This window comes from Polaribacter tangerinus (assembly GCF_038024095.1).
GTDB classification, from domain to species: Bacteria; Bacteroidota; Bacteroidia; order Flavobacteriales; family Flavobacteriaceae; genus Polaribacter; species Polaribacter tangerinus.
Window position 1 is genome coordinate 1637166 of record NZ_CP150668.1, and the last position, 17069, is coordinate 1654234.

Below are 17069 nucleotides of genomic sequence, written 5' to 3' on the forward strand. Positions count from 1 at the left end.
TTCTACCACAGATGATACAACCCTTTGATGATATTTATTTTATGAAAAAGGCCTATGAAGAGGCTATTATAGCATTTGATAAGGGAGAAATTCCTGTAGGAGCTGTAATTGTTTTTAATAATCAAATAATTGCAAGAGCCCATAATTTAACAGAAACGTTAAACGATGTAACAGCACATGCAGAAATGCAAGCATTTACCGCAGCTGCAGACTTTTTAGGTGGTAAATATTTAAAAAATTGCACTTTATACGTTACTTTAGAGCCTTGCCAAATGTGTGCAGGAGCTAGTTACTGGACTCAAATAGGTAAAATTGTGTATGGAGCAAGTGAGTTAGAAAGAGGTTTTATTCAGTTAAAAACAACGTTACACCCAAAAACTAAAGTTATTGGTGGTATTTTAGAAAATGAATGTTCATTATTATTAAAACGTTTTTTTATAGAAAAGCGTAATCTTAATTAATCTAAAACTGTTAAAATTGTAAGAATTTTTCATTTATAATTTGTAGTTTAAAATCTTTTAGAGAACTTTAACTTTTTAAGTTAATCAAACAACAAATACAAATGAAAAATTTAATCTTATTTTTTGTGCTTTTTTTTACTGTGTCTATCAGTTTAGCACAAGAAACGCCCTCACCAAATTACAGACAGGCAGCAAAGTATTCGCCTAAAAATTTAGCTAAAATGGTTCACTCAACTAGTGTGAGTCCGCATTGGTTAAAAAAAGGCAATCGTTTTTGGTATTCATATAAAACATCTGAAGGCTCAAATTATTATATTGTTGATGCAGATAAGAAAACAAAAAAGCCTTTGTTTAATAATTCTAAAATGGCTAAATGGTTAACAGAAATTACAAAAGATCCATACGACGCACAGCATTTACCACGTTTAGATATTAAATTTAATGAAGCTGAAGACGCTTTTCGTTTTAGAGTAACTGCTACAGAAGAAGTACCTGTAGAAGAGGATACTAAAAAAGAAACTTCTAAAAAAGATTCTACTGCTACAAAAAAGGCTAAAAAGAAAAAGCCTAAAATGGAGAAGAAAGTATATTATTTAGAATATAAACTTGGTGGAAACGGATTAACAATTATCAATACAAAAAAAGAAGAAAAGCAGCCTTGGAGAAGATGGGCAAATATTGCTCCAGACAGTTCTATTGTTCTTTATTCTAAAAATTACAATTTGTATTGGATGGATAAAATGAACTTTAAAAAGTTTATTAAAGATGAAAAAGATACGACTGTTGTAGAAAATCAGTGGACAAAAGACGGAGTAGAAAACTACGGCTATGGCGGCAGTAACCGAGGACAAGACAATGAAGATGTAGAAAAAAATAAAGACAAACGTAAAGGAGTTTGGGGTACTTGGTCTCATGATTCTAAGAAGTTTGTTTTTCAAAAATCAGATTCTAGACATATTAAAGACTTATGGGTAATTAACTCTACTGGTAAGAAAAGACCTACTCTAGAAACCTATAAATATCATATGCCAGGAGAACAAGAGTTTTATAAATCTGAATTATTAATTTTTGATATTCCTACAAAAACTCATGTTAAAGTACCTTTAGATACTGTTCGTCAGCAAAGTATTTCAGTTTTTAGAGCACCAATGAAACAGTCTAGTCGAGATGATGATTTTAGACCTTCTTTGTTGCTTTCAAAAAAAGGTAAAGTATATTTTAGTGTAATTTCTAGAGATCGAAAAAAATATGATATTAATGTAGCAGATATAAATACTGGTGAGTATAAAACGCTTATTAAAGAGCGCTTTAATACATACATAGAGTCGAGACCTCTTATTTTATTTAACAATGAAACAGAAATGTTACATTGGGCAGAGAGGGACGGTTGGGCTCATTTTTACTTGTATGATGCAGAAGGAAACTTAAAAAATCAGGTTACAGAAGGTGACTATCATGTAGATAATTTTGCTGGATTGGATGAAAAATCTAGAACACTTTATTTTACGGCAAATGGTGTAAATAAAAATCAAGATCCTTACTATCTACACACTTACAAAATTAATCTTAATGGTACTGGAATGCGCAGTTTAGATTCTGGAGATTTTACTGCAACAGCATCAATGTCAGATTCTAACAAGTATTTTGTAAGTAACTATTCTCGAGTAAATACAGTACCTAAATCTGAATTAAGAGATGTAAACGGAAGAAAAGTTATGGATTTAGAAACTGCCGATTTATCTCAATTATTTGCTTCGGGATATAAGTTTCCAGAGCCTTTTAAAGTAAAAGCAGATGACGGTATTACCGATATTTATGGTGTTATGTATAAGCCTTTTGACATGGATTCTACAAAAGTGTATCCGTTATTAGAGTATGTATATCCTGGGCCACAAACCGAAGCTGTAAACAAAGCTTTTTCCTATAGAATGGATCGTTTAGATAGAATGGCTCAAGTTGGTTTTGTAGTTATTACACTGGGTAACAGAGGTGGTCATCCCGATAGGTCTAAATGGTATCATAACTACGGTTACGGTAATTTACGCGATTATGGTTTGGCAGATAAAAAGTATGTGGCTCAACAACTAGCTAATAAACATACATTTATAGACATTGAAAAAGTAGGAATTTATGGGCATTCTGGTGGTGGATTTATGTCTACTGCAGCTATGTTGGTATATCCAGATTTCTTTAAGGCAGCTGTTTCTTCAGCAGGTAATCATGATAATAGAGTATACAATTCTTGGTGGAGTGAAACCCACCACGGTGTAAAAGAAGAAATTGATGAAAAAGGAAAGATTTCTCATAAATATAATATTGATTACAATCAGGCGTTAGCAAAAAACTTAAAAGGACATTTAATGTTAATTCATGGAGACATGGATAATAATGTGCATCCGGCAGGAACTATAAGAATGGCAGAGCAATTAATTAAAGCTCATAAACGTTTTAAATTTATGATTATGCCAGGACAAAGACACGGTTTCGGAAACATGACAGAATATTCTTTTTGGCTAAGAGCCGATCATTTTAGCAAGTATTTGTTAGGAAAAGAAGCTACGGATACCGATATTCTGTATATGAATATGGATAAACCAATGAATAGATAAAAGAGTTTATCTTTTGAATTGGAATTAATATATTAAAAAACGCTGAATGAATATTCAGCGTTTTTTAATTATAACCTTTTAGCGTTTTTCTTCTTCTACAAATTCTAAAATATCTGCAGGCTGACAATCTAAAGCTTTACAAATTGCTTCTAACGTAGAAAACCGAATTGCTTTTGCTTTTCCAGATTTTAAAATAGATAAATTTGCTGTTGTTATATCTATTATTTCTGCCAAGTCTTTACTTTTCATTTTACGTTTTGCAAGCATTACATCTAAGTTTACTATAATTGGCATATTTATATGGTTAAGTCGTTTTCTTGTTTAATTTTTTTTCCTACTACAAGCACTTTACTAAAAATTATTAAAAAAAGACCAAACACAATCATTAATAAAGATAAATATCTAGAATTTGCATTAAAGTATACATAGTACTTTATATCTATAAAAAATATTGAAAAACTAAGTAAAAAGGCTACTATATTAGAAATTATAATAAGTTTACCTGCTTTATTTAAAAAGTTAAATGCGTTGTTGTTATAGTAGTCGGTAATATTTTTTATTAGCAAAATTTTAATAAGAAAATAAGCACCATATAAAAATAGACAAAAAGCAAAAAGTTTTATTATTACCACTATTTTTATTGGTAAAGAAGTTTTTTCATAACTAAAATGCCCAAGATGTAGTACATCATTGTTAAAAATTAAAGCACTAATAGTTAGTATATTATCTCCTAAAAACCACAAAAGTGTAAAGCTAAAAAGAATTAATACCATTCTTTTTAAAATTTTTATTTTTTTCATATTTATATAGTTAAGTCGTTTTCAGATTGTATTTCTATACCTCTTTTTACAATCTGAGCAAAAATGAAAATGATAAGAGATAGAAAAACAAAATCACTAGAAAATAAACTAATTTCAAAATCGTGCTTCTTGCCAATAAATTGAATGTGTGTATTGTGTACTATTGCTATTACCCATAAATAAAAAATAGCATAACTTATTTTTTTCATCATTTTATGTATGTCAATTTTAAATGGCTTTTCTAGGTTTAGTTTTTTTAATAGTATAATAACTAAATAGGCAATATAGGCTTCTATTGCAAATAGTATTATTTTATAAAACACTAAAAAAGAATAGTTTACAAAACTATGGTTGTAATATTCGAAAAGATTTAAGCCTTCAAATAGGTTTTTTGCCATTTCTGGTTTGTAAATACTAGCGATGTATGAGGTTAAAATTACGCCACATTTAATCATCAATCCTATAAATGCGAACCATGAAAAGAATTTCATGATTTTTAAAATTGTTTCAGTTTTCATTTTTTATACATTTTGATGATACAAATATATAAAAATTATTGAAAAACAATAATAAAATATTAAATAAGAATAATTTTATACTTTTTTAATTACACTTGTTACAATTCCCCATATTACAAAATCGTTTTCTTCTGTAATTTTTATGATTGGATAATCTGGGTTTTCAGGCTGTAACCAAACTTCATTTTTTTCTACACGTAGGCGTTTTACAGTAAACTCGCCATCTAAAAAACAAACAGCAATTTTATTATTTGCAGGTTCTAAACTTCTATCTATTACTAGTAAATCGTTATCGTCTAAACCTGCATTAATCATAGATTGCCCTTTTACTTTAGCAAAAAAGGTAGCCTCTTTATTGGTAATTAGTTCATCATCTAAAGAAATTCTGGTTTCTCTAAAATCGTCTGCAGGAGAGGGAAACCCAGCAGAAATACCTGTATCAACAAAAATAGCTCCATTTCCAGAAGATGTTTTTGGAGAAAAAAAGACAAGATTTTTGGGTGTTTTCATGTAGGGCAAATTATAATTTTTTTTCTAAATTTTTATTTTTTTATTTCTTATGATATGAATTAACAATAAAAACTTCGTTAATATTAGTTGTAAATTTTTTTGATAAACGCTCTTGTCGCATTTTCCAAGTTCGTTTTAAATCTTGATTTCCAAGTTTTATCTTATCGCTTTTAAATTTTTTATTTAAAGAGTCTATTGCAGCCATTAAAGGTTTATGTTTCGGATTTTCTTCAGAAAATAAGTTCAATTGAAAATTATCGTTAGGTACGAGTCCAGAAATAATAACGCCTGCTTTTTTATATTGTATTCCTTTTTTGTAAATATTTTTTACTGCTTCTACAGCTGCTTTAGAAATAATTAATGAAGAGTCTGTCGGATATGATAAAATTGCGGTAGTACTTTCTTTTAAGTAAGGTTGATTTTTATCGAACCGATTGCTTCTTAAAAATACGGTAATAAGATGACAGCTCGATTTTTGTTCACGTAGTTTTTTTGCGCAACTTGTTGCAAAAGTAGAAATGCGTTCTTTTATATTTTCGATATCTGAATAAGTGTTTTCAAAGCTGCGTGTCGTTGCAATCATTTTTTTAGAAGACACAGCATCCTCTAGAGGTATTTTAGAAATTCCTTGTAAATCTTTTTGCAATCGCCATTCTACGATAGAAAATTCTTTTAAAACCCAATCGCTTGGTAATTGTGTAAAATCGTATGCTGTAACTACTCCTTTGGCTTCTAAGCGTTTTTGTAAACGGCCGCCAATTCCCCATACTTTACCAATTTTAGTCCATTTTAATGCTTTAATTCTTTTTTCTTCACTGTCTATTATACAAATTCCTTTAGATTGTTTTAAGTTAGATCGTGCTATTTTATTGGCTACTTTGCTTAAAGCTTTTGTAGGAGCAATTCCTACACAAGTAGGTATACCTGTCCATTTTAAAATTCTACGTCTCATTGTTGTAGCATATTCTGCAAAATTATAGTTGTCGAAACCTTTAAGTTCTAAAAAGGATTCGTCTATAGAATACACTTCTATATCTGGAGAAAAGTCTTTTAAAATATTCATTACACGTGCGCTCATATCTCCGTATAATGGATAGTTAGATGATAAAACGGTAATGTTGTTTGCTTTGCAAAAAGACTCCCACTTAAAAATAGGTGCACCAAAAGGGAGTTGTAATTTTTTTGCTTCGTCGCTCATAGAAATTACACAACCATCGTTATTGCTTAAAATAGCAACTGGTTTTCCTTGTAAGTTTGGGTTAAAAACGCGCTCACAAGAGGCATAAAAGTTATTACAATCTATAAGTGCAAACATGCTATAAAAATATCAAAAAATAACAGGCAAAAATAGGTTGTTAATATCTTAAGATGTTAAATTTTAAAGTTGTTAAAACAGCGTTATTTAGGCTGTTATTGTAAGGTAAGCTTTTTTAAGTTTTGTAATAACAAAGGGAATTTCATTAGTGTTTAAATGACCAAAACCCAGTCGAATAGCACATGTTTTTTTATTTTGATATAAAACTGTTTTTGGGAGGTATAGATCGTTTTTTTCTGCAGCTTCAGCAAGTTTTAATAAAGGTATTTTGGGTGTAAATTCTAACCATATTGCTAGTCCGCCAGAGGGAACTTTCCATTTGGCAATAGTTTTAAAGTGTTTTGTTAATTCTTTACACACAAGTGTATTTCTTTCTTTATAAATGTTAGTATTTTTTTTAATTAAACGATAAATTTCACCTTCATCAATAAGTTCAGACACTATTTGTTCTTGTATTAAATCTCCTTGTTTGTCTAATAGTTCTAAATAGTTTTTTGCTTCTGTAATTAAGTTTTCAGGAGCAACCACAAAGCCAATTTGAAAACTAGGAAATAAAGATTGACCAATTTTACCAAGGTATATTATCATTCCATTAGCATCTGCGCTAGCCATTGGTAACATGGCAGAACCTTTAAACTGAAAATCATAATCATAATCATCTTCTATAATAGCAAACTTATATTCTTTTGCCAATTGTAAAAGCGCCACTCTTCTTGCTGTACTTAAAGTTGCAGTGGTTGGATAATGCCTATTTGCAGAAATATATACACAACGAATCTGATTTTTTTGTGCAATTTTTTTAATAAATGAAATGTTTATTCCTTTGCTGTCTACAGGGACTGTTTTAATCGTAGCACCTGCTTCCTGAAAAATTGTATTAGCAGCATAATTACTTAATTCTCCTACTATAACTAAATCGTTATTTTTTACTAATAATTGACTTACAATGTATAAACTCATTTCTGTACTACGCGTGCTTATTACATTTTTAGGTCTTACGTGTAGGCCTCTAGTTACATTTAAGTGATTGCATAATTGTATTTGAAAAACAGTATTAGAAAATTGTGAAGGACGATTCCATTTTTGTAGCAACATTTTTCGTTTCATAGCGGCACTATACCACCTAGTAAATTCTTGAACAGGATGTAGTCTTAAATCTGGTTTGCCATCATTTATACTATATTTAGCCTTAGTTTGTTCTTTTGTAGAAGCCAAATGAAAGGCTTCTTGAAAGGGAAATCCTGTAGTATTAGCATATGAATATACTTTTAAATTGTTAAATGATTTTGCTCTTAGCTTAGGAGTATTTGCGTCTGACTCTAAAATAAAAGTTCCACTATTTGGTAAAATTTTTACCCATCCTTGCGCTGCTAATTCATCATAAATTGCCACTGCTGTATTTCTATGAATATTTAATAGGGTACTTAGTTTTCGTGTTCCTGGTAATTTTGTTCCCTTTACTAAATATTTACGCTGAATAGCATTAATAATTTGCTGAGAAACCTGAATATAAATAGATTTTTTAGTTTTTCTATCAATAGAAATCAGCTGTTTTAAAATGTCATTAACCGGACTATCATTCATTATAAAAGCGGACTATTTTAGTAGTCCAGAAAGTTACGATTTTTGTCGTGTTTTTAAAAATTTAAATAAAAATAATATCATGAGAAATCTCCTATTACTATTCCTACTTTTTAGTCGTATATTTAGTATTCAATCTCAAGAAATTAAGTCAGTTCAAAAGTTAGATACGATACTTATAAAATCTACAAGAATAGCACTTCCTTTTAAAGAAAATGCTAGAACAATACAGCTTATTTCTTCTGAAGATATACAAAATAGTGCCGCTACTAATATAGTTGATGTATTGCAGCAAGTTGCGGGTGTAGACATTCGAAGAAGAGGAACAGGAGGCTCCCAAGCCGATTTGTATATAAGAGGTGGAGGTTTCGACCAAACATTGTTACTAGTAGATGGAATAAAAATGGACGATGCACAAACCGGTCATCATACTCTTAATGCTGCTTTGCCCTTAGAGGTTATAGAAAGAATAGAGATTATTAAAGGTCCGGCAGCCAGAGTTTTCGGTCAAAATGCGTTTACTGGTGCTATTAATATTGTTACCAAAACTTCTTTTAAAAATAATAGTTCTCTTAATGTAGAGGGCGGTTCATTTGGTCAGTTAAATGCTTCGGCAACTATTGGTAAAGAGTATAAAAATACTTCTGTTCTTGCTCATTTAGGTACTTTAACATCAGACGGTTACAGGAATAATACAGATTATAGAAATAACAATTATTTTATAAAAGCCATTTTTAATAAAAATAAACAACCAATTGAAGTTGTTGGTACTTTTTTTGATAAGAAATTTGGGGCGGAAAATTTTTATACTACAAACCCGGCGTGGAACGAGTATGAGGAAACACAAAGTAGTTTGTTAGGTGTTTCTACAACTTTTAAAGGAAACGGTTTTAACGTAATGCCAAAGGTATATTGGCGAAGAGGACAAGATATTTTTTTATTAAAACGAAATGATCCTAGTTTTTTTAGAAACCTACATATTACCAACAAAATTGGTTTCGAAACCAATGTTTCTTATACTTCTAAATTTGGTATTACAGGTTTTGGGGTAGATATTTCTCATTTTTCTATTCGTAGTAATAATCTTGGCGATAGAGAAAGAACTATGGCAAATGTGTTTTTAGAACATCGCTTTAAATTTGCTAACGGAAAAATTTCATTTACTCCAGGAGTAGCAATTTCTTATTTTTCGGATTTTAAGTGGAATGCTTTTCCTGGTATAGATGTTGGTGTAGAAATTTCGGACAATGTTAAAGCATACGGAAATATTGGTTATACCTTTAGAATACCAACTTTTACCGATTTGTATTACAGCGATCCTGCCACATCTGGAAATGCTAATTTAACACCAGAAAGTGCTTTTGCTCAAGAATTAGGGGTAAAGTATCGTTATAATAACTTTACTGGGTTTTTATCATTTTTTAACAGAGATTCAGATAATTTAATAGACTATATTAGACCAAATACGGGCATTAGTATTTTTACGGCACAAAATATTGCTACAGTAAATACAAAAGGGTTAGAACTTTCGGGCACTCAATCATTTAAATTATTTAATTATAACCAGTCTTTTACTTTTGGTTATACCTATATTGATGATACTATTTTAGCACAAAACAAAGCATTGTCTAGGTATTCTTTAAATACGCTAAAACATCATTTTACGACTCGTTTTTCTACACAATTAGTAAAAAATGTACGTCAGAATATTATTTATAAGTACGCTCAAAGAAATATAGGAAACGATTATAATGTTTTAGATGCTTCTGTAATTATAAACGCCAATAAGTTTAATGTTACATTAACTGCTAGCAATATTTTTAACGAACAGTATATAGAAACAGGTTTTGTACCTATGCCAGGAAGAAACTTTTTAGTAGGTTTGCGTTATCGACTATAGCTTTAGTAGTATAATACAAGCACAAAAAAAGTTCAGTCTTCTTAGACTGAACTTTTTAATTTTATATTATTTGTAATTGCTATTTCTTATATAGATGCTTTCATTAGCTCTCTATTCATTCTAGCAATATTATCTAAAGAAATTCCTTTAGGACATTCTACTTCACAAGCACCAGTATTTGTACAGTTTCCAAAGCCTTCTAAATCCATTTGAGCTACCATATTTCTAACTCTATCTGCGGCTTCTACTTGCCCTTGTGGCAACAATGCATATTGAGATACTTTTGCACCCACAAATAACATTGCAGATGAATTTTTACAAGTTGCTACACAAGCTCCACAACCAATACAAGTTGCAGCATCCATAGCGGTGTCTGCGTCTTTTTTAGGAATTGGAATTGAATTTGCATCTTGTGTATTACCAGATGTATTTACAGAAATATATCCACCGGCATGTTGTATTCTATCAAATGCAGAACGGTCTACTACTAAATCTTTAATTACAGGAAAAGCAGTTGCTCTCCATGGTTCTATAGTAATGGTGTCTCCGTCTTTAAACATTCTCATGTGTAATTGGCATGTGGTTACGCCTCTATCTGGGCCGTGTGCTTCGCCATTAATATACATAGAACACATACCACAAATTCCTTCTCTACAATCATGATCGAAAGCAACTGGTTGTTCACCAGCATTTACCAACTGTTCGTTCAAAACATCCATCATTTCTAAAAAAGACATATGTTCAGAAATATCAGTCACTTTATAATCGACCATTTTACCTTTATCATTTGCATCCTTCTGACGCCAAATTTTAAGTGTTAAATTCATAATTTTTATGCTTTTGGCTGTTAGCTTTTGGCTGTTAGAAATTACTAACGGCTAAAGGCTAAAAGCACATATTATTTATAACTTCTTTCTTTAACTTCTATATTTTCGTATGCCAATTCTTCTTTGTGTAATACTGCGTCTTTTGGCTCACCTTTGTATTCCCATGCAGAAACAAACTGAAATTCTTTCATTCTTTTTGCTTCTCCTTCTTCTGTTTGATGTTCTTCTCTAAAGTGACCACCAGCAGATTCTTCTCTAACTAAAGCATCTTTGGCAAACAGTTCTCCTAATTCTAAGAAGTCTGCAACCCTACCTGCTTTTGCAAGTTGCTCATTATATTCTGTAGCTGAACCTGGTACATTTACATTTTGCCAGAAATCTTTTCTAAGTTCAGAAATTTCTTCTATGGCAGATTTTAATCCTTCTTCATTTCTAGACATTCCACATTTATCCCACATTATTTTACCTAATTTTTTGTGGTAATAATCTACAGAATGTTTTCCTTTATTGTTGATAAAGAACTCTATGCGTTCGGTAACTTCTTTTTCTGCAGCATCAAATTCTGGGGTGTCTGTAGGTATTTTTCCAGTACGAATGTCATCTGCTAGGTAATCTCCAATAGTATATGGTAGTACAAAATAACCATCTGCCAATCCTTGCATTAATGCCGAAGCACCTAATCTGTTAGCACCGTGGTCAGAGAAGTTGGCTTCTCCTATTGCGTAGCAACCAGGTATTGTAGTCATTAAATTGTAATCTACCCAAATACCACCCATCGTGTAGTGTACCGCCGGATAAATCATCATTGGAGTTTCATATGGATTTTCATCTACAATTTTTTCGTACATCTGAAATAAGTTTCCATATTTAGCACGAACAATCTCCTGACCTAATTCTTTTATTTTTGCTTCTGAAGGATTTGATATTCCTTGAATTTTTGCTTGTTCTTTTCCGTATCTCATAAAAGAAGATGCAAAGTCTAAATAGACTGCTTCACCTGTAGCATTTACACCATAACCTGCGTCGCAACGTTCTTTTGCTGCTCTAGAAGCAACATCACGAGGTACGAGGTTACCAAAAGCAGGATATCTTCTTTCTAAATAATAATCTCTATCCTCTTCTTTTATTTCTGTAGGTCTTAGTTTTCCTGCTCTTATGGCTTCAACATCTTTTAAATGTTTAGGAACCCAAATTCTACCATCGTTTCTTAAAGACTCAGACATTAAAGTTAATTTCGATTGATAATCTCCTGAACGTGGTATACAAGTTGGGTGAATTTGTGTATAACAAGGGTTTGCGAAATAAGCTCCTTTTTTATGAACTTTCCAACTTGCTGTTACGTTAGAACCCATGGCATTTGTAGATAAGAAATATACATTACCATAACCACCAGAGGCAATAACAACTGCATGTGCAGAATGACGTTCTATTTCTCCGGTAACTAAATTTCTGGCAATAATTCCTCTTGCTTTACCGTCTACTATTACAACATCTAACATTTCATGACGGTTAAACATTTCAATTTTACCACGAGCAATTTGACGGTTCATTGCAGAATATGCTCCTAATAATAATTGTTGACCTGTTTGTCCTTTTGCATAAAATGTTCTAGATACAAGTACACCACCAAAAGAACGGTTGTCTAATAAACCTCCGTAATCACGTGCAAAAGGAACGCCTTGTGCCACACATTGGTCTATAATATTTGCAGAAACTTCTGCTAGTCTATATACGTTTGCTTCTCTAGACCTATAGTCTCCACCTTTTACAGTATCATAAAATAATCTATAGGTAGAATCTCCATCTCCTTGATAATTCTTTGCCGCATTAATTCCTCCCTGAGCAGCAATAGAGTGCGCTCTTCTTGGAGAATCTTGATAAGCAAATGCTTTTACATTGTAGCCTAACTCTGCTAAAGTAGCAGAAGCAGAACCACCTGCAAGGCCTGTTCCAACAACAATTACATCTATATGACGCTTATTTGCTGGGTTTACCAAGTTAATTTGATTTTTATAAGTTGTCCATTTATCTTTTAACGGACCTTGAGGTACTTTTGAATCTAAAGCCATAATAATATAAGATTAATGGTTAAGGTGATGAAATAAAGCAATGAATATAAATCCTAAAGGAACTATAATGGCGTATGCTTTACCAACGTTTTCTAATTTTTTTCTTAACGATGCTGCTCCAACAGATTGAAATGCAGAGGTAAAACCATGTGCTAAATGTAAGCCTAAGAATACAAATGCTACTACATATGCTGCCACTCTTGCAGGATGTAGAAATTTATGCACCAATTCTTCGTGGTATCTGTAACCTTCTACACCTGGCATAGTACCAGACCAATCTCCTTGAATAAATTTTGTATTGATTTCTGGAAACCAAAAATCTATAAAGTGTAACACAATAAATGCTAAGATAGTTATACCGCTTAAAACCATGTTTCTACTAAACCAGGTAGAGTTGGCAGCACCATTATTTTTAGCATATTTTGCACCGTTCGATTTTCTATTTTTAATATCTAAAATAAAACCCATTACAAAATGAAAAACAACCGCAAAAATTAAAATTGGTTGTAAAGCAAATTGAACTACTGGGTTTGTTCCCATAAAATGAGAGACTTCGTTAAAAGTATCTGGACTAATAACCGATAAAATATTTATTGCTAAATGCTGAAGCAAAAAGAACATTAGGAAAAAAGCAGATAACGCCATTGCTACTTTTCTTCCAATCGAAGATTTAAAAAATCCACTCATTGTATTTTTATATTAAAATTATAACAACAAAAATAAGGCTAAACTAAATGCATAACAAAGTTTTTAAAGTTTTTTATAAAATATTTAGAATTATTTTAAATAGTTACTTCATAAACTAAAAAAAGCCCGAAAACTTAGTTTCGAGCTTTTTAGTTATGCTTTAATTTTATTAGTCGCAATAATTTTCATAGGCAGCAGTTGCTTCTAACACATCATCGAATTTTTCTCCATTCAATTCCCACCAGGCGTTTCCTGATGCGTCTGCACAAGCTTTGTAAGAATAGGGTGTTTTATTACAGTCTAATCCTACATCTTTACAAATTACAGATTCTTCTGAGCTTTCGTTAGTCGTACAATTAAATAGAATAATTGATGTAAGTAATAAAGTTATTTTTAATATTGATTTCATGTTTAATTTTTTTATTAAATTTCTGTTCTCCAAATAAAGCCTAAATTAAAGCCAAAACCACCGTTAAAAGAGGTTAAAAGCTCAGCAGACACCCCATATTTTTTAGATTTAGATATAAAATATCTTGCTTCAAAACCTATTAGTGCATCAAGATTAAAGTCTGCTTTCATTTCGGCGCTTTCCTCAAATCCTTGTGAATCAAATGTTTTTGTTTCGTACAATGATACACCCACGTATGGTTTTACGTTCGGAAAAATTGAAAATTGATTGTCTACTTGAAATTCATACCCAAAAACGTAAGCTAAGCGTAGGTTTATTATATCTGATATTGGAAACACGTTCATTCCAAATTCTAAACCATGTGCTAAGTTTTCGTGAAGTTTTCCGTTACTGCTAAATGGCGATACTTTTTTGTAAGCAATATTAAATTGCTCAAGGCCTTCATCACTAGAAGTAAAGCCTTTTAGGTCTACAAAAACATTTTGATACTCGTAATGTTTTTTATCATTTTCCTGAGAGAATACCATCACAGAAAAAAGAAATACATACATAAATAATAGTTTTTTCATTGAATTTTAATGTTAGGATTAATTTAACACAAACCAACAAAAAACTTAAGTTAATCCACAATTTTTGTCACAACTAACTTAAAGTTGTACACAACAAACAGGCTTTTAATTGAAAAAAATACTACACCTTAGAAATTATTTTTTTTAGATTTTCTTTATAAGCTCTAGAGAGGTTTATTATGGTTCCATTATGAAGCATTATTTTTGTTGAGTTTACTATTTTTATTTTAAAAACATTTACAATGTAAGATTTATGAACTCGCACAAAGTTACCTTCTGGCAAAGTATCTACTAGCTTTGTTAAAGAGTTTCTGTCTATTTCAGGCTTTTTTTTATCCTCTAAATAATACTCTACATAATGGCCGTCTGCTTTAATAAATACAATTTCTTTGCTATTAATTATAGCTTTGCTTTTTAAATGTATAAGTACCTCATTTGTGTTTGTTGCTTTTTGCTTATTGTATGAGTTAATTTTAACTTGTAGGCTATTAAACTCTTCTCGTAAAGCATCGTTTTTTTTAATAATATTTCGAAGAATAGAAAACAGGGCAATAGATAAAATAAGTACTTCTAAACCAACTCCTATAAGTACAGGGTTTATAGAGAACCAATAATGAGGTATAACATTTATTTGAATACCTATATAAATTATAAAACTCACAACTACGAAGAAAATAGAAATTATAAAAAGTTTTACCCTTTTTGCTTCTACTTCTCTTACTTTAAAAACTACGATAAATAAGCAGCTTATTAATATTAGGTAAGAGGTTCTAAAAAAGTAAGTTAACGCAATATTGTACTTGTAAAAAAGTTCTTTGTTGTAAATATATATGATAATAAATAGTAAAAATATAAACTTTAAGTTATTGAATATAAGGTAAATGAATTTTGAATATTTTTTTATCTTTAAAAATAGAACAAGAAAATTTATTGCAGATATGATTAAAATAGTTACTAAAAAGTACCTAGCATCATTGGTAATATTTGTATTGTTTGGGTATATATATTGAAAAGAAAACCCAAGGGTTGTAAATAAATATAACCATAAACTTAAAACATAGAGCGCATAATAAAAAAATATTTTTTTTCTTAAAAAAGCACTTAAAAGCATAGAACAAATTGCTATAAATAAGATAAAACTAAAGTATATTAAGTAAAAAATATTTTCTTTTTTCTCATTAATTTTAAAACCTTTTTTGTTCCAAAGCCAAATAGGAATTAACATTATAGATCTTCTATTATCAATCATTAAATAATAGCTAGTATTTCTTTGGGTATTTTTTAGAGGAAAAGTAAAACGTCTGTTTATATGAGATCGTTCGTAAAAAGTGTGAGATTTATCTCCTCCAAACCCAATTTTTTGAAATGTATTATCGGCTTTTTTCTCGTAAAGAACAAGGTCGTTTATAAATGGATTATTAATCTCTATAATCTTATCTTCTGTTTTCTTAGACCAATCTATGTTAAATTTTATCCATAAAAAATTATCAGAAATAGGATAGGTAGAGCTGCTTGTTTTTAAGGCTATTTTATTATTAATTACCAAACTATCTATTTGGTTAACAGTTATTTTTTTTTCTGTTAAGTAACTTTTAGCGCTAAGTAGTAGATTTTCTTTTTTTGATGATAATTGTGCAGAGAAAAAAAACGATTTTAAAAGTACAGCTATTAATAGCAAGTAAGGAAACATAAAAATTATTTAAAAACGTAAAAAGGTTTAATTTTAAGTGAATGCTTTTTAAATATTAGTGTTTATTTCATTTTTTTTATAAAACTACCTTCAGAATATAGGTATTCATTTACAACCTTGCCATTTTTATCATAAGTGGTGTACATACCATCTAATTGTCCGTTTTTATACTCTTGTTTACTTACTTTTTTACCATCTAAATTATATCTAAAAATATAACCATTTCCGTTTACAAGTGTTCCTTTGGCTAACTCTTTTCCTGTTTCAGAAAATAACTGGTTTATATTTTGGAGCTTTCCATTATTATATTCTTGTTCTACCCAAAGTTGGCCGTTATTGTACCATTGATAGTACTTTCCGTGAAGCTTATTTGATACATAATTTTTTTCAGTATTCTTTTTACCATCTTTAAAGTACGAATAATGCAGGCCTGTTTTTTCTGATAACCATTTGTCTTTTGTTGTAAATTTTGTATTTAATTCACCAGAAATCCATCTTATTTGCACAAGATATTCATTGTCTATATAATCTGTATACTGAACGTATTTGGCGCCAAAAGAATTGGTATAGTTCCATTTTTCATCGTAATATATTTTAACATTACCAATGGCTTTTATCATATGATATATATAATTGGCAGTTGTTTCTGCATTTGCAACACCGTCTACAAAACCAGATTTATAATTTATTATTTTGTTGTTTACAATTAAATAGATTTGTGGTGCACTATTGATGTTTAATTTTTTCATGTAATTTCCTTCAGGGTCTTTGTAAATATCGAAATACCACTCTCGGTCGATGACAAATTTTTTAATTTCATCTGCATTTTTACCAGTATCTAAATTAAGAGCAACAAACTTTAAATTGTACTTTTCTTTTAAATCTTCATAGTAGTTATTGTTAAATTTATCTAACGTATTTACGCATGGCGAGCACCACCTTTTTGCCCAAGTAAATAACACAATAGGGTTGTCTTTTTTTTGTTTTAATACACTTAGTAATGGTATTTCTAAATCATTAATTGTTTGAATTTCGATGTCTTTTAGTTCGTTTTGTGAAGTTGAAAGTTGTGAAATAAAGAATATTGAAATAAATATGAATTTTTTCATAATGAAGTGTCTAGG

General features: G+C 30.4%; 16 protein-coding genes. 3 read left to right on the forward strand and 13 right to left on the reverse strand.

Annotated features, from left to right (window positions below; all coding sequences use genetic code 11):
• Positions 1 to 11: 11 nt before the first annotated feature.
• Both WHD54_RS07210 and WHD54_RS07215 read left to right on the forward strand, forming a co-directional pair.
• Entirely contained in the window at positions 12 to 461 is a 450-nt protein-coding gene (locus tag WHD54_RS07210; protein WP_088324586.1) for a nucleoside deaminase, read from the forward strand.
• A gap of 101 nt (positions 462 to 562) precedes the next feature.
• Complete coding sequence (locus WHD54_RS07215; RefSeq protein ID WP_088324585.1) at positions 563 to 3070, forward strand: S9 family peptidase; 2508 nt, start codon at positions 563 to 565, stop codon at positions 3068 to 3070.
• Between the two features lie 78 nt (positions 3071 to 3148).
• On the opposite strand, the gene WHD54_RS07220 is transcribed toward WHD54_RS07215, so the two are convergent.
• The 6 genes from WHD54_RS07220 to WHD54_RS07245 all read right to left on the reverse strand — a co-directional run bounded on the left by WHD54_RS07220 (position 3149) and on the right by WHD54_RS07245 (position 7797).
• Positions 3149 to 3364: a helix-turn-helix domain-containing protein gene (locus WHD54_RS07220; RefSeq protein WP_088324584.1), complete on the reverse strand. Its 216-nt coding sequence runs from the start codon at positions 3362 to 3364 to the stop codon at positions 3149 to 3151.
• 2 nt (positions 3365 to 3366) lie between these two features.
• The gene (locus WHD54_RS07225; RefSeq protein WP_088324583.1) at positions 3367 to 3870 is read right to left on the reverse strand and encodes a DUF2975 domain-containing protein; all 504 of its coding nucleotides are present in this window, start codon (positions 3868 to 3870) and stop codon (positions 3367 to 3369) included.
• Positions 3871 to 3872: 2 nt separating this feature from the next.
• A complete protein-coding gene (locus tag WHD54_RS07230) occupies positions 3873 to 4388 on the reverse strand; it encodes a DUF2975 domain-containing protein (protein ID WP_088324582.1) in 516 nt (171 codons plus the stop codon).
• Between the two features lie 75 nt (positions 4389 to 4463).
• Positions 4464 to 4898 carry a LexA family protein gene (locus WHD54_RS07235; protein ID WP_088324581.1) on the reverse strand — a complete coding sequence of 145 codons (435 nt, stop codon included), beginning with the start codon at positions 4896 to 4898 and terminating at the stop codon, positions 4464 to 4466.
• Between the two features lie 40 nt (positions 4899 to 4938).
• On the reverse strand, positions 4939 to 6213 hold the full coding sequence (locus tag WHD54_RS07240) for a Y-family DNA polymerase (RefSeq protein WP_088324580.1): 1275 nt from the start codon (positions 6211 to 6213) through the stop codon (positions 4939 to 4941).
• Positions 6214 to 6300: 87 nt separating this feature from the next.
• Positions 6301 to 7797, reverse strand: coding sequence for a PLP-dependent aminotransferase family protein (locus WHD54_RS07245; protein ID WP_088324579.1), 1497 nt, complete (start codon positions 7795 to 7797; stop codon positions 6301 to 6303).
• A gap of 79 nt (positions 7798 to 7876) precedes the next feature.
• On the opposite strand from WHD54_RS07245, the gene WHD54_RS07250 reads away from it, so the two are divergent.
• Positions 7877 to 9694: a TonB-dependent receptor plug domain-containing protein gene (locus WHD54_RS07250; protein WP_088324578.1), complete on the forward strand. Its 1818-nt coding sequence runs from the start codon at positions 7877 to 7879 to the stop codon at positions 9692 to 9694.
• 86 nt (positions 9695 to 9780) lie between these two features.
• Here WHD54_RS07250 and WHD54_RS07255 read toward each other — a convergent pair whose 3' ends face one another.
• From WHD54_RS07255 to WHD54_RS07285, 7 genes are all read right to left on the reverse strand, one after another.
• Positions 9781 to 10521 (reverse strand): succinate dehydrogenase/fumarate reductase iron-sulfur subunit, encoded by a 741-nt coding sequence (locus tag WHD54_RS07255; RefSeq protein WP_088324577.1) that lies wholly within the window; start codon positions 10519 to 10521, stop codon positions 9781 to 9783.
• A gap of 71 nt (positions 10522 to 10592) precedes the next feature.
• Entirely contained in the window at positions 10593 to 12590 is a 1998-nt protein-coding gene (locus WHD54_RS07260) for a fumarate reductase/succinate dehydrogenase flavoprotein subunit (protein ID WP_088324576.1), read from the reverse strand.
• A gap of 12 nt (positions 12591 to 12602) precedes the next feature.
• Positions 12603 to 13277 (reverse strand): succinate dehydrogenase cytochrome b subunit, encoded by a 675-nt coding sequence (locus tag WHD54_RS07265; RefSeq protein ID WP_088324575.1) that lies wholly within the window; start codon positions 13275 to 13277, stop codon positions 12603 to 12605.
• A 169-nt stretch (positions 13278 to 13446) separates the two neighbouring features.
• Complete coding sequence (locus WHD54_RS07270) at positions 13447 to 13686, reverse strand: hypothetical protein (protein ID WP_143744273.1); 240 nt, start codon at positions 13684 to 13686, stop codon at positions 13447 to 13449.
• A 14-nt stretch (positions 13687 to 13700) separates the two neighbouring features.
• Entirely contained in the window at positions 13701 to 14255 is a 555-nt protein-coding gene (locus tag WHD54_RS07275; protein WP_088324573.1) for a hypothetical protein, read from the reverse strand.
• A gap of 121 nt (positions 14256 to 14376) precedes the next feature.
• The gene (locus tag WHD54_RS07280; protein WP_088324572.1) at positions 14377 to 15945 is read right to left on the reverse strand and encodes a 7TM diverse intracellular signaling domain-containing protein; all 1569 of its coding nucleotides are present in this window, start codon (positions 15943 to 15945) and stop codon (positions 14377 to 14379) included.
• Between the two features lie 62 nt (positions 15946 to 16007).
• Positions 16008 to 17054 carry a redoxin domain-containing protein gene (locus WHD54_RS07285; protein WP_088324571.1) on the reverse strand — a complete coding sequence of 349 codons (1047 nt, stop codon included), beginning with the start codon at positions 17052 to 17054 and terminating at the stop codon, positions 16008 to 16010.
• Positions 17055 to 17069: the final 15 nt, after the last annotated feature.